Annotated in this window: 1 protein-coding gene and 1 pseudogene; both read right to left on the bottom strand. The window is 73.8% G+C overall.

Features of this window, described 5'->3' with window-relative positions:
• Positions 1-74 precede the first annotated feature (74 nt).
• Positions 75-17,192: pseudogene (locus tag AB0F13_RS27020) on the bottom strand (SDR family NAD(P)-dependent oxidoreductase); the annotation flags it as partial.
• Between the two features lie 244 nt (positions 17,193-17,436).
• The coding region (locus AB0F13_RS27015; protein ID WP_362087555.1) for an SDR family NAD(P)-dependent oxidoreductase at positions 17,437-24,700 on the bottom strand (7,264 nt) is incomplete at its 5' end.

Here is a 24,700-nt window from a genome sequence, read left to right as displayed (position 1 = left end):
TTGTCTTCGTTACCGGTGCTAGCCATGGGTGGGAACCTCCCAGTTCAGGAAAGATGTTTCGACCGACTGGGCTGTCAGGCGAGGCCGAGTTCTTTGTCGATGAGGTCAAACATTTCGTCGTCGCTGGAGGCGGCCGAGAGGTCGGCGCCGGCGTCGCCGGTGTCTTCCGCGGGCCCGCCTTCGTCGGCGGTGTCGAGCTTCCACTGCAATGTCTTGAGGCGGTTGATCAGCCGCGCCCGGGCGTCCGCGTCCAGGCCGGTGCCGGACCGGGACACGACTGCTTCGAGGACGTCGAGCTCGGCGAACACCGGTGTGCTCTCCGCCGTTTCACCGGTGACGGGGCCGAGCTGGGCACGGAGGTGCCGGACGAGGCCGAGGGGCGTGGGGTGGTCGAAGATCGCTGTCGTGGGGAGCCGCAGTCCGGTCTCGGCGTTGAGCCGGTTGCGCAGTTCCACGGCGGTCAGTGACGACATTCCGAGGTCCAGGAAGCCGCGTTCGGCCTCGACGGCCTCCGGTGAGCCGTGGCCGAGCACCGTGGCGACGTGCCCGGAGACCAGCTGCAGCAGGAGTGCCTCCTGCTTGGGCACGCTCAGGCCGGCCAAGCGATCGGCGAGCGCCGGGTGTTGTCCGCGTCCCGGTTCGATGGCCGCGTCGTGTGCCGCTCCGGTGGCCGCGTCGGCGGCCCGGCGCACGGGGGTGCGTACGAGTCCGCGCAGCACCGGCGGGATCTCACCGGCGGCGAGCAGGGCGCGCGGGTCCAGCCGGACCGGTACCAGGAGTGCGCGTTCGGTGCGGGAGGCGGCGTCGAACAGGGCCAGGCCCTGTTCGGCCGGGATGGGGAGCATTCCGGAGCGCGCGAAGCGATCAACGTCCACGCGGCCCAGTGTGGCCGTCAATCCACTAGGTTCTTCCCAGAATCCCCATGCCATCGACACCGCTGCCAGGCCTTGTGCGCGGCGGTGGTGCGCGAGGGCGTCGAGGAAGGCGTTGGCCGCGGCGTAGTTGGCCTGGGCCATGCCTCCGGCGACCCCGGCGAAGGAGGAGAACATGACGAAGGCGCCGAGGTTCGCGTCCTTGGTCAGCTCGTGCAGGTTCCACGCGGCGTCGGCCTTGGGGCGCAGCACTCGTTCGACCTGGTCGGGTGAGAGGGATTCCAGCAGCCCGTCCTCCAGTACACCGGCCGCGTGCACGACCGCTGTCAGCGGGTGCTCGGCCGGGATGCCGTCGAGCAGGGCGGCGAGTGCGGCCCGGTCGGCCGTGTCGCAGGCGACCACGCTGACCTGGGCGCCCAGGGTCGTCAGCTCGTCGCGGAGCTGTTCCGCGCCCGGGGCGGCGAGGCCCCGGCGGCCGGTCAGCACCAGGTGGCGGGCGCCGTGCCGGGTGACGATGTGGCGGGCGACGAGCCCGCCGAGCGATCCGGTGCCACCGGTGATGAGCACGGTGCCCTCGCCGGTCCCGGAGCCGCCCTGCCAGGTGCGGGAGACGGTCTCCTCGGTCGTGGTGCCCGTGCGCCGCAGGCGGGGGATCACCGGGCTTCCCGCCCGCAGCGCCAGCTGCGACTCGCCGGTGGCGATCGCGGCGGCCGTCGCCTCGGCGAGGACCGCCGCGGAGCGCTCGTCGCCGTCGAGGTCGACGAGCAGGAACCGGCCGGGGTGCTCGGACTGTGCGGAGCGTACGAGGCCCCACACACCGGCGTCGGCCAGGCCCTCGGCCCTGTCGTCCGGTCCGGTGGCGACGGCCCCTCGGGTCACCAGGACCAGGCGCGACGCCGCGAACCGCGCGTCGGCCAGCCAGGCCTGGGCCAGGGCCAGGACGCGCTGTACGGAGTCGTGAACGGCCTCGGCCGTGCCGGTGGATTCGTCGGCGCCGGTGGCGAGGTGCAGCAGTACGGTCCCGGGTGCTGCGGCCGGCTCGCCCGCGTCCAGAGCAGCGGTCAGGGCGGACAGGCTTCCGTCGAAGTTGAAGTCGGAGTCGGAGTCGAAGTCGAAGTCGAAGGAGTGCACGGGCACGCCCGAACGCTCCAGCCGGGCTGCCGTCCCTGCCGCCGTGCGGTCCGTGCCGAGAACCGCCCACGTTCCGGACGGCTTGTGCGCGCCGGGTTCCGCCAGGGGGATCCACTCGACGTGGAACAGGGCGTCGTGTCGTACGGCGCCGGTTCCGGCGCCGCCGGCGGCGAGCCGTTCCGGCGTCACCGGCCGGGTCGTGACCGCGTCGGCAGTGATCACCGCGGCACCCGAGGGGTCCACGGCCGTCAGGGAGACGGTGCCGTCCTCGCCCGCCGGGGTCAGCCGGACCCGCAGGCGGGTGGCGCCGGTGGCGAGAACGCAGATGCCCCGCCATGCGACAGGCAGTGCGGGCGTGGCCTCGTCGGCGCCGTAGGCGGCGGACCTCAGGGCGAGGACCGTCTGCAGCAGGGCGGGGTGGACCCGGAAGCGCGCCGCGTCGCCCAGGTCGTCGCCGTCGAGGGCGACTTCCGCGAGCAGGTCGTCGCCGTGCAGCCACACCGCTTCCACCGTCGGGAACGGCTCGTACCCTTGCGCGGCGAGTGTGGCGTACAGCCGGCCGGTGTCGACGGGCCGGGCGTTCTGCGGCGGCCAGGCATCCGGCACCACCGCATGGGGCGCCGCACCGGCGGTGGAGGTGGCGGTGGCGGTGGCGGCCAGGGTGCCGGTGGCGTTGCGCGTCCAGTCGCCCTCGCCGCCCGTGGGCCGGGAGTGGACGGTGACCGGGCGCAGGCCCGCGTCCCCGGTTGTGCCGACGACGACCTGGATCTCCACGGTGCCCTGGTCCGGCAGGACCAGCGGCACGTGCTCGGTCAGTTCGTCGACGAACGCGCACCCGGCTTCGTCGCCCGCGCGCACGGCCCATTCGACGAGGGCGGTGCCGGGGACGACGACCGAGTCCAGCACCTTGTGCTGCCCCGGCCACGGGTGTGTGCCGACGCCGATGGTGCCGGTCAGGACCACGCCGGCGTCGTCGGCGAGGCGGACGGCCGGGTCGAGGCCCGCCGGATCGGTGTGCCCGGCCGCCTCCAGCCAGTACCGCTCGCGCTGGAAGGCGTAGGTCGGCAGCTCCACCGGTCGGCCGCCTGCGACGAAGTCCTGCCAGTCGACGTTCACCCCGTGTACGTGGGCCTCGGCCAGCGAGGACAGCAGGCGTGCGGGGCCGCCGTCGTCGCGGCGCAGCGATCCGATGACCACCGCGTCGGCTTCGGCGTCGGCGACGGTGTCCTCGATGCCCATGGTCAGGACGGGGTGCGGGCTGGACTCGACGAAGACGTCGTGGCCCGCTGCGAGCAGCGCCCGCAGCGACTCCTCCAGGCGTACGGTGCGGCGCAGGTTCTCGTACCAGTAGTGCTCGTCGAGTGCGGTGGTGCGGATCCAGTCCCCGGTCACCGTCGAGAAGAACGGGATGCGGCTCTCGCGCGGTTCGAGCCCTGCGAGGTCCTTGAGCAGGGCGGCACGGATCCGCTCGACGTGGGCCGAGTGGGAGGCGTAGTCCACGGGGATCTTCTTGGCGCGGACCTTGTCGTGGCCGCACTCGGCGAGGAGTTCGTCGAGTGCGGTGGCGTCGCCGGAGACGACGACCGTGGAGGGCCCGTTGACGGCGGCGACGGACAGCTTGTCGCCCCATCGCTCGATGCGGGTGACGACCTGGTCGTGGGGGGCAGCGACCGACACCATGCCGCCGTGTCCGGAGAGTTCCTCCGCGATGGCCTGGCTGCGGACCGCGACGACCTTGGCGGCGTCGGCCAGGGACAGTGCGCCCGAGACGCAGGCCGCGGCGATCTCGCCCTGCGAGTGGCCCAGTACGGCGGCCGGCCGCACGCCGTGGGAGCGCCAGACCTCGGCGAGCGAGACCATGACCGCCCACAGCGCGGGCTGCGCCACGTCGACGCGGTCGAGTCCGGGCGCGCCGTCCGTACCGCGCAGGACGTCGCTCAGGGACCAGTCGACGTAGGGGGCCAGTGCCTGCTCGCACTCGGCGATGCGGCCGGCGAACGCGGGTGATGTCTTGAGGAGTTCGGTGCCCATGCCGGCCCACTGCGAGCCCTGGCCGGGGAAGACCAGGACGGCCTTGCGTTCCCGGCCGCCGGTGAAGCCGCCGCGGACGACTGCGGGGGCGGGGCTGCCGTCGGCCAGCGCGCGCAGTCCCGCGGCCAGTTCGGCACGGTCGGAGCCGGTCACGACCGCGCGTCGCTCCAGTGTCGAGCGCGTGGTGACCAGGGACAGCGCGGTGTCGAGGAGGGCCGTGGACGGCTCGTCCTCCAGGTGGGCGAGCAGGGCGCGGGCCTGGCCGCGCAGCGCACGCTCGGTGCGGGCGGACAGCGCCCAGGGCACGGTCCGGCCGTCGCCGTCGGGGGCGGGCTCGTCGGGTGCCGTGCTGCCCGGCGCGGACGCGTCGGCGGGTGCTTCTTCGAGGATGACGTGGACGTTGGTGCCGCTGATGCCGAAGGACGACACGCCGGCCCTGCGGGGCCGTCCCGTGTCCGGCCAGTCGGCTGCTTCGCCCAGCAGGCTGACGGCGCCCGAGGACCAGTCGACATGCGGGCTGGGCTCGTCGAGGTGGAGGCTCTTGGGCAGCTGTCCGTGCCGCAGGGCGAGCACCATCTTCAGCACTCCGGTGACGCCTGCGGCGGCCTGGGTGTGCCCGAGGTTGGATTTGACGGAACCGAGCAGGAGGGGCCGGTCCTCCGGCCGGTCCTGGCCGTAGGCGGCCAGCAGAGCCTGGGCCTCGATGGGGTCACCGAGCCGGGTGCCGGTGCCGTGGGCCTCCACGGCGTCCACGTCCGCGGGCGTCAGACCGGCGTTGGCGAGGGCCTGGCGGATGACCCGCTGCTGCGAGGGCCCGTTGGGGGCGCTCAGGCCGTTCGAGGCGCCGTCCTGGTTGACGGCCGATCCCCGTACGACGGCCAGGACCGGATGGCCGAGGCGACGGGCGTCGGAGAGGCGCTCCACGAGAACGAGTGCGACGCCCTCGGAGAACCCGGTGCCGTCCGCGGCCGCGGCGAAGGGCTTGCAGCGGCCGTCGCCGGCCAGCCCGCGCTGCCGGGAGAAGTCGGTGAACAGCCGCGGCGAGGACATGACGGTCACGCCGCCGGCGAGCGCCATCGTGCACTCGCCCTGGCGCAGCGACTGCATCGCCATGTGCAGGGCCACCAGGGAGGAGGAGCATGCCGTGTCCACGGTCACGGCGGGGCCCTCCAGGCCCAGCGTGTAGGCGACGCGGCCGGACACGACGCTGACGGCGTTGCCGTTGTTGACGTAGCCGGCGAGTTCCTCGGGTACGTCCGGAACACGTGTCAGGTAGTCGCTGGAGGCGAGGCCGGCGAAGACGCCGGTGCGGCTGCCGCGGACCGACCTGGGGTCGATCCCGGCGTGCTCGAACACCTCCCACGAGGTCTCCAGCAGCAGCCGCTGCTGGGGGTCCATGGCCAGTGCCTCGCGGGGGCCGACGCCGAAGAAGTCGGCGTCGAACCGGTCCGCGTCGTACAGGAAGCCGCCTTCGCGGGTGCGGGAGGCGCCGGGTTCGTCGGGCACGGCGTCGTACAGGCCGTCCAGGTCCCAGCCTCGGTCGGCCGGGAAGCCGGCTATGGCGTCGGTGCCGGAGGACAGCAGCTCCCACAGGTCCTTCGGGGAGCGGACGCCGCCGGGGAGCCGGCAGGCCATGCCGACGATCGCGATGGGGTCGTCGGCCGTGACCGGCGTGGTCGCCGTGGCTTCGGCGGGGGCCGTCCGCTCGCTGTCGTCGCCGTCCGACAGTTCCGCTTCGAGGTGTTCGGCGAGGGCCGCGGGGGCGGGGTAGTCGAAGGCGAGGGTGGCGGGCAGGCGCAGGCCGGTGGCGGTGCCGAGGCGGTTGCGCAGTTCGACGGAGGTCAGGGAGTTGAAGCCCAGGTCGCGGAAGGCCCGGTCGGCGTGGATGAGATCGGTGCCGGTGTGCCCGAGCACGGCCGCCACGCAGGTGCTGACGAGGTCGAGCAGCAGGCCGCGGCGCTCGGTGCGGGGAAGTCCCGCCAGGCGCTGCCGCAGCCCGTCGGTGCCGGCGGCCTCCGTGGTGCTCGCCGTGCGCCGGGCGGGTCCCCGGTACAGCGCGCGCAGCAGGGGCGGGATCTCGCCCGGCTTGCGCGAGCGCAGGACGGAGGCGTCCATGCGTACGGGTACGAGCAGGGCTCTGCGGGCAGCGAGGGCGGCGTCGAAGAGGGCGAGGCCGTCCTCGGTGGAGAGGCTCTGCGCTCCCGACTTGGCGGCGGTGACGAGGTCGGTCCGGTCGAGGTGCGCGGTCATGCCGCTGGCCTGGGCCCACAGTCCCCAGGCGAGCGAGGTGGTGGGCAGGCCGTGGGTGCTGCGGTGCTGGGCGAGGCCGTCGAGGCAGGCGTTGGCCGCCGCGTAGTTGCCCTGGCCGGCGGAGCCGAAGACGCCGGCGGCCGAGGAGAACAGCACGAAGCCGGCCAGGTCGGCGGACGCGGTCAGCTCGTGCAGGTGCCGGGCCGCGTCGGCCTTGGGGCGGGTCACCGCCCGCAGCCGTTCGGGCGTCAGGGAGGTGATCACCCCGTCGTCGAGGACGCCCGCGGCATGCACCACGGCGGTCAGCGGGTGCCCGGTGGGTACGGACGCCAGGAGCGCGGCCAGCGCGTCGCGGTCGGCGACGTCGCAGGCGGTCACGGTGACATGGGCGCCCAGGGCGGTCAGCTCGTCGTGCAGGGCTCGGGCGCCGGGGCCGTCCGGGCCGCGGCGGCCGGTCAGCAGCAGGTGGCGTACGCCGTGGCGGGAGACCAGGTGCCGGGCCAGGAGCCCGCCCAGTTCGCCGGTGCCGCCGGTGATCAGCACGGTGCCTTCGGTGTCCCACGGGCGGGGCACCGTGAGGACGACCTTGCCGACGTGGCGGGCCTCGGACACGAAGCGGAACGCGTCGCGGGCGTGCCGGACGTCCCAGGTGGTGACCGGCAGCGGCTGCAGCACCCCCTGTTCGAACAGGGTGACCAGTTCCGCGAGCATCTGCTGGATGCGCTCCGGGCCCGCCTCGATCAGGTCGAAGGCCCGGTAGGTGACGCCCTGGTGGGTGCGGGACACCTCGTCGGCATCGCGGATGTCGGTCTTGCCCATCTCGATGAGGCGGCCGCCCGGCGGCAGCAGCCGCAGTGAGGCGTCCACGTACTCGCGGGCCAGGGAGTTCAGGACGACGTCGACGCCACGGCCGCCGTTTGCGGCGCGGAAGCGGTCCTCGAAGTCCAGGGTGCGGGAGGAGGCCAGCCGGTCGGCGGGCCAGCCTTCGGACCGCAGCAGTTCCCGCTTGTGGTCACTGGCGGTGCCGTAGACGTCCGCGCCCCAGTGGCGGGCCAGTTGGGCGGCGGCCATGCCGACTCCGCCGGCGGCGGCGTGCACGAGGACCGATTCGCCGGCGGTCAGGCCGGCGAGGTCGCGCAGCGCGTAGTAGGCGGTCAGGAACACCACGGGGGTGGCGGCCGCCTGCGCGAAGGTCCAGTCGCGGGGCATGCGGACCAGCACCCGGTGGTCGGCGACTGCCAGCGGGCCGAAGCCGCCGGGCACCATGCCCATGACGCGGTCGCCGACGGCGAGGGAGCTCACGCCGGGCCCGGCCTCCACGACGACACCGGCGGCTTCGGAGCCCAGGAACCGGGCGCCGCCGGGATACATGCCCAGCGCGTTGAGGACGTCGCGGAAGTTGAGTCCGGCCGCCCGCACCTCGACCCTGACCTGCCCGGGTTCCAGGGCCCCGGTGGCCTCCGGGCAGGGCACGAGCGCCAGATTGTCGATGGTGCCCTTCTCCGGGATGTCCAGCCGCCAGGGCGTCGCCGGGTCCGGCACGGTCAGCGCGGGGTGCGCGTGGGTGCGGGCCAGCCGGGGGGCGTGGGCGGTGCCCTGGCGCAGCGCCAGCTGCGGTTCGTCCGCGTCGACCGCGCCGGGCAGCGCCCGCCAGGACGCGGCGTGGCCGTCGACGTCGGCCAGCACGATGCGGCCGGGGTGCTCGGACTGCGCCGAGCGGACGATGCCCCACGCCGAGGCGCCGTCGAGGTTGCGGACGTCCTCCCCGGAGTGGGTGGCGACCGCGTCCCGTGTGACCAGCACGAGCCGGGTGCCGGCGAACCTTTCGTCGGTGATCCAGGCCTGCAGCAGTTCCAGGACCGGCTCCAGTGCGGACGCCACCTCGGTTCCGGTGCCGTCCGGCCCGGGCAGGGGTACGAGGACGACGCCTGGCGCCGGGGTGCCGTCGGTCAGGGACGCGGCGAGCGCGTTCAGGTCGTCCCAGGCGGGCACGGAGGGGAGCGCGGCGGGGGCGTCGCCGAGCAGGGCCCACCCGGCCGTCGCAGCCGTGTCGGCCGCGGTCTGCGGCAGGGCGGTCCACTCCAGGTGGAACAGTGCGTCGCGGGCCACGGATCCGGCCGGTCCGAGGAGTTCGGCCGCCACGGGCCGTACGGCCAGCGAGTCGACCGAGGCCACGGGGCGGCCCGTGCTGTCGGCCATCACCACGGTGACGGCGTCCTTGCCGGCCGGGGTCAGCCGCACCCGCAGGGCGGTGGCGCCGGCCGCGTGCAGTGCGACGCCGGTCCAGGAGAACGGCATGCCGGGGCCGCCGTCCTCCTTGCCCAGCGGGCCGAGCCCCGCGGCGTGCAGCGCGGCGTCCAGCAGCGCCGGGTGGATGCCGAAGCGCGCCGCGTCCGCGTGGCCCTGCTCGGGCAGGGCCACTTCGGCGAGGACGTCGTCGCCCTGCCGCCAGGCGGCCCGTACACCCTGGAAGAGCGGGCCGTAGCCGTAGCCGTCCTCGGCCAGCGCCGCGTAGAACCCCTCGGTCCCGATCGCCTCGGCTCCCCGCGGGGGCCATACGGCGAAGTCCTGTGATGCCGCAGCGTCAGTGGTGTCCGGCGTGCCGGTCGCGGCGAGGGTGCCGGTGGCGTGCTCGGTCCATGCCCCGCCGCCCGTACCGGCGGTCCCGTCCGGCCGTGCGTGGACGGTCACCGGGCGGTGACCGGTCTCCCCCGGCTCGCCGACCAGGATCTGCACCTGTACGTCTCCGCGTTCGGGCAGGACGAGCGGTGCGTGCAGGGTCAGCTCCTCCACCCGGCCGCAGCCCAGTTCGTCACCGGCCCGGATCACGGCTTCCACCAGCGCCGCACCCGGCACCACGACGACCCCGGACACCGCGTGGTCGGCGAGCCATGGGTGCGTACGCAGCGACCAGCGGGCCGTGGCCATCAGGCCGTCCCCTCCGGCGAGCTCCACCGAGGCACCCAGCAGCGGGTGGCCGGGTGAGCCCAGCCCGGCCGAGGCGACGTTGCCCGCCGCTCCGGCAGCGCGGGGCCAGAACCGCTGCCGCTGGAAGGGGTAGGTCGGCAGTTCGACGCGGCGGGCGGCCGTGCCGGCGAAGAAGGCGTCCCAGTCGACGCGCACTCCGTGGACGCAGGCGTCGGCCAGCGAGGTGCGGAACCGGTCGAGGCCGCCCTCGTCACGGCGCAGGGTGCCGGTCGTGGCGGCCGGCGCACCGGCGTCCTGCGCGGTCTCCTGCACTCCGGCGATCACCACCGGATGCGGGCTGGCCTCGATGAACGCACGGTATCCGTCGCGCAGCAGCGCCCGGGTGGCCTGCTCGAACTCCACGGTCTGCCGCAGGTTGCGGTACCAGTAGGCGGCGTCGAGCCCGGTGGTGTCCACCGGCTCACCGCTGACCGTCGAGTAGAACGGGATGCCGGCCGAGCGCGGTGCGATGGGCGCCAGCACGGTCAGCAGTTCGTCGTGGATGCGCTCCACCTGGGCGGAGTGCGACGCGTAGTCGACCGGGATGCGGCGCGCGCGGATCCCGTCGCGCTCGCATCCGGCGACCAGTTCGTCGAGGGCCTGCGGCGCCCCGGAGACGACGACCGAGTTCGGGCCGTTGACGGCGGCGAGGGAGACGTCCTCGCCCCAGGCCTGTATGCGCTCGCGCACCGCCTCGACGGGCTGGGCGACCGAGACCATGCCGCCCTGCCCCGACAGGGCGGTCAGTGCCTGGCTGCGCAGGGCGACCACGCGGGCGGCGTCGTCCAGGGACAGGGCGCCGGCCACACAGGCGGCGGCGATCTCGCCCTGCGAGTGGCCCAGTACGGCCGCGGGCTCGACGCCGTGCGCCCGCCACAGCCCGGCCAGGGAGACCATCACGGCGAACAGTGCGGGCTGGACCACGTCGACGCGGTCGAGGGAGGGCGCGCCGGGTGCGCCGCGCAGCACGTCGGCCAGGGACCAGTCGGTGTACTGCGAGAGGGCGGCCGCGCACTCGGCCATGCGGGCGGCGAAGACCGGGGAGGTGTCCAGCAGGTCCAGCGCCATGCCGGCCCACTGCGAGCCCTGTCCGGGGAAGACGAACACCGCCTTGCGGCCGCCCTCGGCGGTGCCTTCGAGGACGTGGGGGGAGACGAGTCGCCCGGCGAGGGCGTCGAGCCCGGCGAGGAAGTCCTCGCGGCCGGCCGCGACGACGGCGGCACGGTGGTCCATGGCGGTACGGCCGGTGGCCAGGGAGTACGCGATGTCGGTGCTGTCGAGGGCAGGGGTGGCCCGGACGTACGCGGCCAGACGGCGTGCCTGGTCGCGTACGGCTTCGGTGCTCTTCGCCGAGATCAGCCACGGCACCACGGAGGTGCTGTCCGCGGGCCCGGCCGCGAGGGCGGACGCGGGTTCGGGCGCGGGTTCGGGCGGGAGGCCGGGCGCGAGGCCGGGCGCGGGTTCGGGCGCGAGGCCGGGCGGGAGGCCGGGCGCGGATTCGGGCGCGAGGCCGGGCGCGGATTCGGGGATGGCGGCCGGTTCGGGGATGGCGGCCGAGTTGAGAGCGGCGGCCGGCTCGAGGATGGCGGCCGACTCGACGGCGGCGGCCGGTTCGAGAGCGGCGGCCCGTTCAACGGCGGCGGCCCGTTCGGCCCGTTCAACGGCGGCGGCCCGTTCGGCCCGTTCAACGGCGACGGCCGGGGTGGCTTCTTCGAGGATGACGTGGGCGTTGGTGCCGCTGATGCCGAAGGAGGAGACGCCGGCGCGGCGCGGCCGGCCGCCGCCGGCGGGCCAGGCGGCCGGCTCGCCGAGGAGCTCGACCGCGCCCGCCGCCCAGTCGACGTGCGGGGTGGGCTCGTCGATGTGCAGGCTCCTGGGCAGCTCCTGGTGCCGCATCGCCAGCACCATCTTCATCACGCCGGCGACGCCCGCGGCGGCCTGCGTGTGCCCGATGTTCGACTTGACCGAGCCGAGCCGCAGGGGGTGTGCGGGGTCGCGGTCCTGGCCGTAGGTGGCCAGCAGGGCCTGGGCCTCGATGGGGTCGCCGAGCCTGGTGCCGGTGCCGTGGGCCTCGACCGCGTCGACGTCCGCGGCGGCGACCCCGGCGTTGGCCAGGGCCTGGCGGATCACACGCTGCTGGGAGGGGCCGTTGGGGGCGCTGAGACCGTTGGAGGCACCGTCCTGGTTGACGGCGGAGCCCCGCACCACGGCCAGCACCTGGTGCCCGTTGCGGCGTGCGTCGGAGAGCCGCTCCACCAGCAGCAGCCCGACGCCCTCGCTCCACCCGGTGCCGTCGGCGGCGGCCGCGAACGGCTTGCAACGGCCGTCCGGCGCGAGCCCGCGCTGGCGGGAGAACTCCACGAAGGAGTACGGGGTCGACATCACCGTCACCCCGCCGGCCAGTGCGAGCGAGCACTCCCCCTGGCGCAGCGACTGCGCCGCCATGTGCAGTGCCACCAGCGACGACGAGCACGCCGTGTCGACGGTGACCGCCGGGCCCTCGAAGCCGAAGGCGTAGGAGACGCGGCCCGAGACCACGCTCGCGGCGTTGCCGGTCAGCAGATGGCCGGCGACGTCGTCCCGGTCGCCGTCCAGGATGGTCTGGTAGTCCTGCGAGTTGGTGCCCGCGAACACGCCGGTGACGCTGCCGCGCAGCGACTCCGGGTCGATGCCGGCTCCCTCGACGGCCTCCCAGGCGGTTTCCAGCAGCAGCCGCTGCTGCGGGTCCATGGCCAGGGCCTCGCGCGGCGAGATGCCGAAGAAGGCGGGGTCGAACCCGGCCGCATCGGAGAGGAACCCGCCTTCGCGGGCGTAGCTGGTGCCCTGGTGGTCGGGGTCGGGGTGGTAGAGCCCGTCGGTGTCCCAGCCGCGGTCGGCCGGGAACGGCGATATCCCGTCGCCGCCACCGGAGATGAGGGACCAGAACTCCTGCGGGGAGCTCACGCCGCCGGGGAAGCGGCATGCCATGCCCACGATGGCGACCGGCTCGTCGGCTCCGGCGGTCGGCTGCGCCGACGGGGCGGGGGCCGCCGTGGCGGGGGTTCCCAGCGTCAGGGAACGCAGGTGCCCGGCGACGGAGAGGGCCGTGGGGTGGTCGAAGAGCAGGGTGGCGGGCAGGCGGAGGCCCGTGGCGGCAGTGAGCCGGTTGCGCAGCTCCACCGCCGTCAGCGAGTCGAAGCCCAGCTCTCGGAAAGCCCGGTTGACGTCGACGGTGTCCGAGGAGGGATGGCCCAGGACCTTCGCGGTCTCCTCCTGTACCAGGTCGACGAGAACGCGGTCCCCTTCCGCCGCCGGCAGGGCGGCGATGCGGTCCCACAGCGGGGACGCCGCGCCCTGCGGGCCGCCGGGCGCCGCACTGCGGGCCCGCAGTGCGCGGCGTGCCTCGGGCAGGTCGCCGATGAGGGGGCTGGGCCGGACGGCGGTCAGGGCGGGGGCGTACGCGTCCCAGTCCACGTCGGCCACGGTCACGGTCGCCGTGCCCCGGGCCACGGCAAGGCTCAGGGCGGCGAGGGCGGGTCCGGGGTCCATGGGGGTGAGCCCGTCGCGGCGCATGCGCCCGGCGAGCGCGGTGTCACCGGCCGCCATTCCGCTGTCCGCCCAGGGGCCCCACGCGACGGAGGTCGCGGCCAGGCCCTGGGCGCGGCGCTGCTCGGCCAGGGCGTCCAGGAAGGCGTTCGCCGCGGCGTAGTTGGCCTGCCCGGGGTTGCCGAGCACGCCCACGATGGACGAGAACAGCACGAACATCGCCAGGTCCTTGTCCCGGGTGAGCTCGTGCAGGTTGACCGCCGCGTCGGCCTTCGGGCGCAGGACGGCCTCGTAGCGCTGCGGGGTGAGGGACTCCAGCACTCCGTCGTCGAGTACGCCCGCGGCGTGCACCACACCGGTCAGCGGCACGTCCGCGGGGATCGCCGCCAGCAGTTCCGCCAGCGCGTCCCGGTCGGCGGCGTCGCAGGCCGCCACGGTGACCCTGGTGCCCAGGGCGGTGAGTTCCGCTTCCAGTTCGCGTGCGCCGGGGGCGGCCGCGCCCCGGCGGCCGGTCAGCACCAGGTGCTCGGCCCCGGCGCCTGCCAGCCACCGCGCCACGTGCGCGCCGAGAGCGCCGGTGCCGCCGGTGACCAGCACCGTGCCGCGCACCGCGGGGCTCTGCCCGGCGTTCTCGGCGGCGGCGGCCCGGACGAGGCGGCGGGCGAACACGCCCGCGGGCCGGACGGCGACCTGGTCCTCGGGGCCGCCGGCGGCTGCGAGCACGCCGAGGAGGGCGGTCACGGTGCGGTCGTCCATCGTCGGAGGCAGGTCGATGAGGCCGCCCCAGCGCTGTGGGAGTTCCAGGGCGACGACGCGGCCCAGGCCCCACACCTGGGCCTGCACGGGGTGGGTGACCGTGTCCAGCCGGTCCACCGTGACCGCGCCCCGGGTCGCGCTCCACAGCGGTGCCTCGGCGGCGAGCTCCTCCAGGGCCCGTACGAGTTCCGTGGTGGCGGCCAGCCCGCGGGGCACGGACGGGTGGTCCGGGTGCGGGCGTTCGTCGAGTGCGAGGAGCGACAGGATGCCGGTCAGAGGGCCTTCGGCCAGCCGGGCCGCGAGGGCCGCGCGGTCGTCGTCCGTGAAGCCCGGGCCGCCCGCCTCCAGGCGCTCGGCCCGGACTCCGCGGGCGGCGAGGGCGTCGGCGAGGCCGGTGGCCCAGGGGTCGTCAGCGGCGGCCGCGCCGTCCGGCACCACGATGAGCCAGCGGCCCGACGCCGCGCGGCCGGTGATGCCTGTGACGGGTGTCCAGTCGGTGCGGTAGCTCCAGGCGTCCACCGTGGTGAGGGTCCTGCGCCGGCGGCGCCAGGAGGAGAGGGTGGGCAGCAGGTTGCCCAGCGAGGCCTCGGCGTCGTCGCCGTCGAGGGCGAGGACGGTCGACAGCTCTGTCATGTCCTGGCGTTCGACTGCCGCCCAGAAGCCGGCTTCCGCGGCGTCGGCTCCGGTGGTGGCCGTGCCGCCGGTCGCCGCGTCCGTGTCCGGGCCGGTCAGCCAGTACTGCTGCCGCTGGAAGGGATAGGTCGGCAGCCCGACGCGCCGGGCGGTCGTTCCGGCGAAGTACGCCGACCAGTCCATGCGGGCGCCGTGCACGGAGACGGCGGCGACGGCCTCGGCCAGCGCCCGGGTCTCGGTGCGGTCGCGGCGCAGGGCCGGGACGAGCACCGGCGCGTCGGTGGCGGTCGTGGAGGCCGGCGTCAGGGACGCCTCGGCCATGGGGGCGAGCACTCCGCTGGGGCCGATCTCCACGAACGTGGCGACGCCCTCGGCTTCGAGCGTACGGACCGCCGCGCAGAACCGGACGGTTTCGCGGACCTGGCGCACCCAGTACTGCGGTGAGCACAGTTCGTCCGCCGTGGCGAGCGCGCCGGAGACCGTGGAGACGACGGGGATGCGCGGGGCGTTGAACCGCAGGCCCTCGGCGACGCGCCCGAATTCCTCCAGCATGGCGTCCATGCGCGGCGAGTGGAAGGCGTGGCTGACCCGGAGCCGCTTGACCTGCCGCCCCTGCTCCTTCCAGTGGGCGGCGACGGCGGATACGGCCTCGTCGTCGCCGGAGACGACCACGGAGTCCGGGCCGTTCACGGCCGCGAGGTCCGCCGCGCCTTCGTGTGCGGCCAGCGAGGCGCGGATCTCCTCTTCGGTGGCCTGTACGGCCATCATCGCCCCGCCCGTGGGCAGGGCCTGCATCAGGGTGCCGCGCGCCGCGACGAGGCGCGCGGCGTCCTGAAGGGACAGCACGCCCGCCACGTGCGCGGCGGAGAGCTCGCCGATGGAGTGGCCGCCCACGAAGTGGGGTGTCATGCCCCAGGATTCCAGCAGCCGGAACAGGGCGACCTCGACGGCGAACAGTGCGGCCTGCGTGTACGCGGTCCGGTCCAGCAGGGCGGCGTCGGCCGAGCCCTCACCGGCGAAGACGATCTCGCGGACCGGGCGTTCCAGGTGCGGGTCCAGCTGCGCGCACACCGCGTCGAACGCCTCGGCGAACACCGGCCGGGTCTCGTACAGTTCGCGTCCCATGCCGGGCCGCTGGGAGCCCTGGCCCGCGAAGAGGAACGCCATCGGGGCCTTGGCCGCCACGCCGTCGACGAGGCCGGCGGCGCCGCGGCCCCCGGCCAGGGCGTCCAGGCCCCGCAGGAACTCCGCCCTCTCACCGGCTACGAGGACGGCACGGTGCTCCATCAGTGCCCTTGTCGCCGTCAGGGAGAACGCGACGTCCGCCGGGTCCAGGTCCGCGTGGGCGCGGACGTGCCGGCCGAGCCGGGCCGCCTGCTCCCGCAGGGCCTGCGCGGACCTGGCCGACAGGATCCAGGGCAGGGCGCGCGGGGGCCGCGCGGAGGCCGGTACGGGCGCATCGGCCCCGGCGGGCGCCGATGCGCCCGGCTGCGGAGCCTCCGGTGCGTCCGCCGGAGCTCCTGGTGCGTCCGCCGGTGTTTCTGGTGCGTCCGCCGGTGTTTCTGGTGCGTCCGCCGGTGTTTCTGGTGCGTCCGCCGGTGTTTCTGGTGCGTCCGCCGGTGTTTCTGGTGCTTCTGGTGCTTCTGGTGCTTCTTCCAGGATCACGTGGGCGTTCGTTCCGCTGACCCCGAACGCGGAGACGGCGGCGCGGCGCGGCTGAGCGGCCTCCGGCCAGGCTTCGGCGTCGGTCAGCAGCCTGGCGCTGCCCGCGGACCAGACGACGTGCGGCGTGGGCTCGTCGATGTGCAGGGTCCTGGGCACGACGCCGTGCCGCATGGCCAGCACCATCTTGATGACGCCGGCGACGCCCGCGGCGGCCTGGGTGTGCCCGATGTTCGACTTGAGCGAACCGAGCAGCAACGGCCGCTCCGCCGGGCGCTGCTGCCCGTAAGTGGCCAGCAGGGCCTGTGCCTCGATGGGATCACCGAGCGTCGTGCCGGTGCCATGGGCCTCCACGACGTCGACGTCCGTGGCCGCGACGCCGGCGTTGGCCAGGGCCTGGCGGATCACACGCTGCTGGGAGGGGCCGTTGGGGGCGGTCAGGCCGTTGGAGGCACCGTCCTGGTTGACGGCGGAGCCCCGCACCACGGCCAGTACGGGATGGCCGTTGCGGCGTGCGTCGGAGAGCCGCTCCACCAGCAGCAGCCCGACGCCCTCGCTCCATCCGGTGCCGTCGGCGGCGGCCGCGAACGGCTTGCAACGGCCGTCGGAAGCGAGCCCGCGCTGGCGGGAGAACTCCACGAACATCTGCGGGGTCGACATCACGGTCGCCCCGCCCACCAGGGCCAGCGAGCACTCGTCCTGACGCAGCGACTGCACCGCCATGTGCAGCGCCACCAGCGACGACGAGCACGCCGTGTCGACGGTGACCGCCGGGCCCTCCAGGCCGAGGACGTAGGAGATCCGGCCCGAGGCGACGCTGATGGTGTTGCCGGTCAGCAGATGCCCGGCGACTTCGTCCTGCCCCTTTCCGGAACCCTCGTCGTAGTAGCCGTGGCCGGTGCCGACGAATACGCCGGTACGGGTGCCGGCCAGGGACTGCGGGTCGATGCCGGCCCGTTCGACGACCTCCCAGGCGGTTTCCAGCAGCAGCCGCTGCTGCGGGTCCATGGCGAGGGCCTCGCGCGGGGAGATGCCGAAGAAGGCGGGGTCGAACTCCCCCGCGTCGTGCAGGAATCCGCCCTCACGGGAGTAGGTGGTCCCGTGGTGGCCGGGGTCGGGGTCGTACAGGCCGTCCAGGTCCCAGCCGCGGTTGGCGGGGAAGGTGGAGATCGCGTCGACGCCGCCGTGGACCAGTTCCCACAGCTCCTCCGGTGACCGTACGCCTCCGGGGTAGCGGCAGCCCATGGCCACGATCGCGATGGGTTCCTGGCGCTTCCCTTCCACCTCGCCCAGCTGCTGACGGGTGTCGTGAAGGTCCGCGATAGCCCGCTTCAGGTACTCGCGGAGCTTCTCCTCGTTCGACGTCACGCTGTCAACCCCTCGGTGGTGTGCCGGGAAATGCCCGTTGGAGGCCTCGTCGTTCGGCCGTCGTCGAGGGGGGCGAAGAGACTGCCGACACCCACGTCCGACCATTTCCCGCCCATCTTCGTCAACCTGGACTGCGGGTTTCCCTAGATGCGCAGTGGAAGCAGCGGAAAATGGGCGCACCGCCCACCCAGAGGGTGTGCGGTGCGCCCGTCAGCCGTCGCCGTGGGCGGCTGGGGGGGGGTCAGCGGATGCGGCCCGCGAGGGCGGCGAATGCGTCCGACGTGAGCCAGTTCTCGATGATTTCGGCGGTCTCCGCGGAGTCCTCCCGCATCATCGACAGGTGGTCGGCGGCCACCAGCCGGACGTCGGCCGACGCGATCAGCGCCTCCCTCTTCCGGCCGCCGTCCGCCTCCGGCCCGCTCTCCAGTCCCTGCAGGGACCGGTCGCACTTGATCTCCAGGACGGGCGCCGTGGTGTGCTGCACGTCCAGGGCGTTCAGCAGGACCATCCAGCGTCCCATCGCGGAGAGCCGGGAGTTGGTCAGGCGTACCGGCGATTCCTCCCTGCCGTTGAAGTTGAGCCGCATCATGCCCATGTAGTCGACGCCCTCGTCGCTGTTGTGCTGGAAGCTCAGCGTGTCCAGCAGCACCACGGCCGCGGGCCGGATGCCCCATGTGTGCTCCAGCACCCCGGCCGCCGCGTAGGCGAAGGAACCTCCGGAGGAGTGACCGGCCAGGACGAAGGGCTCGCCGTCGCTGGCGCGCAGCGCGCTCTCCGCGATGACCCGGGCGGCGACCTCGGGCGTCGCCGGCAGGCGCTCACCCGTGGCGAAGCCGACCAGCGGCAGCGCGGCCACCTCACGCCTGCCCCGGAAGTGCGCGGCGAGGCGGGAGTACTGGTGAACGCCCGCGTTGGCGGTGGGCGCGCTGACGCAGATCAGCTTGGGGCTGCCGGTGCCTTCGGCCAGGGTGGCCGACAGGGGCAGGTCCTCCAGTTCCGCCGTCGCCTCGAACGTGGGGCGGAGGGCGGCGACGGTGGCCAGCATCCGCTGGGCCTCCCGCATCTTCCCGTTACCCAGGGCATCGAGGAACAGCCGCTCCAGCGAGTCGATCTCCGGCTCCCCGGACGACACCCGCAGGGCACCGCCGGACGCCTGGTCCCCGGCCGGCTGCGAGGACAGCTCGCTGCGCAGCCAGGCGGCCAGGTCGGCGGGGGTCTTGCTGTCGAACACCAGGGTCGCGGGCAGGCTCAGCCCGGTGACGGTCATCAGCCGGTTGCGCAGCTCCACGGAGGTCAGGGAGTCGAAGCCCAGCTCGTAGAAGTCCCGGTGCGCTTCGACCGTGTCGGGTGCGGCGTGTCCGAGGACGGCGGCGGCCTCGGCACGGACGACCTCCACGACGTGGCGGACGCGCTCACTCTCACTCAGTGCCAGCAGCTGCTGGACGAACGTCCCGGCCGTGCCCCCGGCGCCGCCCGCGGTGTTCACCGCGGCCCGGCGGCTCCTGCCCAGCAGGCCCCGGAACAGCGGTGCCACCTCGCCCTGCGGCCGCAGGGCGCCCTGGGGCAGCCCGAGCGGCACCACGACCGGTTCGGCGCGACCGGTGGCGGCGGTGAACAGGGCCAGGCCCTGCTCGACCGACAGCGGCGGCAGGTCACCCGCCCGCAAGCGCGGGGCGGCGTTGTCCGCACCGGGCTCGGTGCCGGCGTCCGTGGCCCCGCTGTCCGCTCCGGCGTCCAGGTCCCAGGGGCCCCACGCGAGCGAGGTGCCCACGAGCCCCTGCGACTTGCGGTGATGGGCCAGAGCGTCAAGGAAGGCGTTGGCGGCGCAGTAGCCGCCCTGGTAGGGGCTGCCCATGACACCGGCGAGGGACGAGTACGTGATGAACGCCGACAGGCCGAGGTCGCGGGTGAGCTCGTGCAGATGCCAGGCCCCGTCGGCCTTCGCCCGCAGGACCTCGCTCAGGCGGTCCGGGGTCAGCGAGGTGAGTGCACCGTCGGCGAGCACACCGGCGGTGTGGACGACCGCGGTCAGCGGGCGCCCGGCCGGTATCCCGGCCAGCAGCGCGGCGAGGGCGTCCCGGTCCGCGGCGTCGCATGCCGCGAACGTCACCTGCGCTCCCAGGCCGCGCAGTTCCTTCTCCAGCTCCTCCGCACCGGGTGCGTCCGGCCCGCGCCGCCCGGCGAGCAGCAGGTGCCGCGTGCCGGACGCGGCCAGCTGCCGGGCGAGACGACCGCCCAGCGCGCCGGTGCCGCCAGTGATCAGTACGGTGCCGTCGGCGTCCCACTTCGGGGGCAGCGGGCTCGTACCGGTGGACAGGCGGGCCAGCCGGCCCACGCGCACGACGCCGTCGCGTACGACGAACTCGGCGTCGCCCGTGGCCAGCAGCGCGGGCAGGCCCGGCAGCAGCGCCGCGGCGTCCTGCTCGTCGCCGAGGTCGGCCAGGGCGAACCGGCCGGGATGCTCGGCGTGTGCCGAGCGCACCAGGCCCCACACCGCGCCCGCCGCGAGGTCGTGAACCGGCTCGCCGTCTCCGGCCGGGACGGCGTTGCGCGTCACGAACACCAGGCGCGAGGCGGCGAACCGCTCCTCGGCCAGCCACTCCTGCATCAGGCCGAGGACGTGGGCCGTCACCTCGTGCACGGCACCGGGGATGTCATCCCCCGCGCCCCAGACAGGGACGAGTACCAGCCCTTCGCCACCCGTCAGCTCCTTGAGGGAGGCTGTCGCTTCCTTGAGGGAGGCCGTCGCCCTGCCCACGCCGAACTCCTCAGCGCCGCCCAGGGTCACGTGCCGGACATCGCCGGCCGCCTGTGCCTTCGCCTGTACCTGCGGAGCCGGTATCCACTCCACCCGGAACAGCGGGTCGCGTCCGCTTCCGGAAGCGGGGGCCGAGCCGGTGGCGGGGGCGTGCAGGGCGAGCGACTCCACCGACAGCACGGGGGCACCCGCCGCATCGACCGCCGTGACGGAGACGGACTGCTCGTCGAGCTTCACCACACGGACGCGCAGCTGCGATGCACCGGTGGCGTGCAGCGAGACGCCGCTCCAGGAGGCGGGCAGCAGGACGGCGTCCTCGTCGTCCCCCACTCCGGCGAGCCCGGCGGTGTGCACCACCGTGCCCAGCAGCGCCGGGTGCAGCCCGAAGTGCTCGGCGTCCCCGGCTGTGCCGGCCGGCAGCCCGACCTCCGCGAACGCTTCGTCGCCACGCGCCCAGACCGCTCGCAGTCCCTGGAAGGCCGGTCCGTACTCGGTCGCGTCGTAGAAGCCGTCGAGGTCGACGGCTGCCGCGCCCGACGGCGGCCAGACCGACGCGTCGAACTCCGCCAGCCGCTCGCCCGCCTCCAGCACACCCGTGGCATGCCGCGTCCACGGCTGGTCAGGGGCGTGCTCCGGGCGCGAGTAGATGCTCACGCGGCGGGCGCCGGCCGCGTCGGGGGCGTCCAGCCACACCTGCAGGGCCACGGCCTCGTTCCCGGGCAGTACGAGCGGCTCGGTGAGGTCGAGCTCCTGGACCCGGTCGTAACCGGCCTGGTCGCCGGCGCGGATGGCCAGCTCCAGGAAGCCGGTCCCGGGGAACAGGACCGTGCCGCCCACCACGTGATCGAACAGCCACGGGTGCGCCTGCGCCGAGAGCCTGCTCGTGAACATCACGCCGCCGGAGTCCGCCAGCGGAACCGCCGCGCCCAGCAGCGGATGCCCGGCCGGAATGAGGCCCGCGCCTGTCACATCGCCGACAGGGGCGGCCGGGGTGGGCCAGTACCGCTCGTGCTGGAAGGCATAAGTCGGCAGGTCGACACGGCGGGCACCCGTGCCGGTGAACAGGGCCGGCCAGTCGACGCCGACGCCCACGACGTGCAGCCGGGCGAGAGCGGTCAGGAGAGCGGTCTCCTCCGGGCGGTCCTTGCGCAGGGCCGGAACGAGGACGGCGTCATGCTGGTCGCCCTGGTCCAGGCTCTGCTGGGCCATCGCGGTGAGCACACCGTCAGGGCCCAGCTCCAGGAACGCCGACACACCGGCCCCGGCTAGCGCCTTCACCCCGTCGGCGAAACGGACGGTCTCACGGACGTGACGGACCCAGTAGTCAGGGCTGCAGACGAGCTCGGCAGTCGCCTGTTCACCGGTCAGATTCGAGATGAGCGGGATCTTCGGGGCCGAGAACGACAGCCCGGAAACCACCTGCCGGAACTCCTCCAGCATCGGATCCATCAACGGCGAGTGGAAAGCGTGGCTGACCGACAACCGCTGCGTCTTACGACCCTCCGCCGCGAAGGTCTCGGCAATGCGGGAGACCGCAGCCTCGTCACCCGCAATCACGACCGCCTGCGGACCATTGACCGCCGCAATCGACACACCCTCGACCAGACGATCGGACACCTCGACCTCGCCGGCCTGCACGGCAACCATCGCCCCACCGGCAGGCAACGCCTGCATCAACCGCGCCCGGGCCTCCACCAGCGTGCACGCATCATCCAGCGACAGCACCCCGGAAACGTGCGCCGCCGCGATCTCACCAATGGAATGACCCGCCACGAAGTCCGGACGCACACCCCACGACTCCACCAGACGGAACAACGCCACCTCGACCGCGAACAACGCCGGCTGCGTGAAACCGGTGTCATTCAGCAGCTCCTCGTCACCGAACAACACCTCCCGCAACGAACCGTCCATCCGCTCCAGCACCGCATCCAGTGCCTCCGCGAAGACGGGGAACCGGCCGTACAACTCACGGCCCATCCCCACCCGCTGCGAACCCTGACCCGAGAACAGGACAGCCAGCGACCGGTCCGAGGCTGCCACACCCCGAGCCACCTCGGTCACTTCTGCCACGTCTGCGAGGACGTCACCACCGGCCAACAGCACGGCGCGGTGCTCGAAGACCGACCGGCCCGCCGCCAGCGAGAAGCCCACATCGACCGGGGAGAGCCCACTCAACGACGAGACCCGCTCGAGCTGTTGTGCCAGCGCGGCCTCGGACTTGGCCGACACCAGCCACGGGGCCACGGCGGAATCGTGCCCGGCCCGGGCGTTCGGCTTCCGGATCGGCTTCCCGGTCGGCTCGTCGGCCGACTCCTCGACCGGTTCACCGACCGGTTCCTCGATCGGGGCCTGCTCGATGATGGCGTGCGCGTTGGTACCGCTGATACCGAAGGACGACACCCCCGCGCGCCACGGCCGGTCCACCTCGGGCCACGGCTTCTGGTGGGTCAGCAGCTCCACCGCGCCCATGGACCAGTCCACATGGGACGACGGCCGGTCGAGGTGCAGCGTCTTGGGCAGCACACCGTTCCGCATGGCCATGACCGTCTTGATCACACCGGCGACGCCGGCTGCCGCCTGCGTGTGGCCGATGTTGGACTTGACCGACCCCAGCAGCAGTGGCCGCTGGGGGTCGCGGTCCTGCCCGTACGTGGCCAGCAGGGCCTGCGCCTCGATCGGGTCACCGAGCGGGGTGCCGGTGCCGTGTCCCTCGACCGCATCGACATCGGCGGTCGACAGCCCCGCGCCGGCCAGGGCCTGGCGGATCACGCGCTGCTGCGACGGGCCGTTGGGGGCCGTCAGCCCGTTGGACGCACCGTCCTGGTTGATCGCCGAACCACGCACCACCGCGAGGACCTTGTGCCCGTTGCGGCGGGCGTCGGACAGCCGCTCCAGGACGAGCATGCCCACGCCCTCGGACCAGGCCGTGCCGTCGGCGGCGTCCGAGTAGGTCTTGCACCGGCCGTCGGGGGCCAGGACGCCCTGCACGGTGAAGCCCGTGAAGTTCGCCGGTGTGGTCATCGTCGTGACGCCGCCGGCGAGGGCCAGCGAACATTCGCCGGTGCGCAGGGCCTGTGCAGCCCAGTGCAGGGCGACGAGGGACGACGAACACGCCGTGTCGACAGTGACGGCCGGCCCTTCGAGGCCGAAGGTGTAGGAGACGCGTCCGGAGACGACGCTCGCCGCGAGGCCGGTGCCGGCGTGACCGCCGACGTCCTCCTTCGAGTTCATCACCAGCGCGCCGTAGTCCAGGCCGCTGGTGCCGACGAACACGCCGGTCTGGCTGCCGTGCAGGCCTTCCGGGTCGATCCCGGCGCGCTCGAACGCCTCCCAGGAGGTTTCCAGCAGCAGTCGCTGCTGCGGGTCCATCGCCAGCGCCTCGCGCGGCGAGATCCCGAAGAACCCGGCGTCGAATCCGGCGACGTCGTGCAGGAACCCGCCCTCGAGGGAGGCGCTGCGGCCCCGCCCGTCCGGGCCGCCGGTGCGCAGGGTCTCCAGGTCCCAGCCGCGGTCGGTGGGGAAGTCGGAGATGCCTTCCCGGCCGTCGAGGACGAGCTGCCAGAGGTCCTCGGGGGACCGTACGCCGCCGGGTAGGCGGCAGGCCATGCCGACAATGACGACCGGATCGTCCGCCACCGCAGACGAGAGAGCGACGGGGGCGTCGGCATCGCCGTGCTCGTCCAGGAGCTCCCGGACGATGTGGTGGGCGAGCGCGGTGGGAGTCGGGTAGTCGAAGACGAGGGTGGCGGGCAGGCGCAGGCCGGTGGCGGTGGTCAGCCGGTTGCGGAGCTCGACGGCGGTCAGCGAGTCGAAGCCCAGGTTGTGAAAGTCCTGCGTCGCCTCGATCGCCTTGGCCGAGGCATGGCCGAGGACGGCCGCCGCCTCGGTCCGTACGAGCTCCACCGCGAACCGGGCGCGCTCGTCCTCGCCCAGGGCCAGCAGTTGCCGGGTGAGCGCCGCTGCCGTGCCGGCTCCGCCGGCCGCGGTCGCTGCCGTCCGCCGGGTTGTCTTGACCAGGCCCCTCAGCAGAGGGGGCACGTGGCCCTGCATCCGGGTGGCACCGGCGGCCGGGGCCGGACCGATGAGGACGAGGTACGGCTCGTCGGAGTCCGTGGCGGCGTCGAAGAGCGCCAGGCCCTGCTCGACAGTCAGCGGCGGCACCCCCGAAGCCGCGATGCGCTGCATCTCCGCCTCCGACAACGTCCCCGTCATACCCGAACTCTGCGTCCACGCACCCCACGCCAAGGACTGCCCCGGCAACCCACACGCAGCGCGATACCGGGCAAGACCATCAAGAAACACATTGCCGGCAGCGTAATTACCCTGACCAGCACTACCCATGACACCGGAAATCGAGGAATAAGTGACGAACGCGGCCAGGTCCAGACCCAGCGTGGCACGATGCAGGTTCCACGCCGCATCCACCTTCGGCCGCAACACCGCCGACAAACGCTCACAAGTCAGCGACGTCACCACACCGTCATCCAGCACACCAGCCGTATGAACCACCGCAGTCAGCGGATGCTCCACACAAACACCCGCCAGCAACTCGGCAACAGCACCGGCCTCCGCGACATCACACGCGGCAACCGCCACCTCCGCACCAAGCGCAATCAGCTCAGCCTGCAACTCCAACGCACCCGGAGCCTGCGGACCACGCCGACTCACCAACAGCAAATGCCTCACACCACGCTCGGCCACCAAGTGCCTCGCCAGCTCAGCACCCAGACCACCGGTACCACCCGTG

The organism is Streptomyces sp. NPDC026206 (genome assembly GCF_040638465.1).
In the GTDB taxonomy this organism is placed as follows: Bacteria; Actinomycetota; Actinomycetes; order Streptomycetales; family Streptomycetaceae; genus Streptomyces.
Note: the sequence above shows the minus strand (reverse complement) of the source record. Positions and strands in the feature narration are given on the sequence as shown.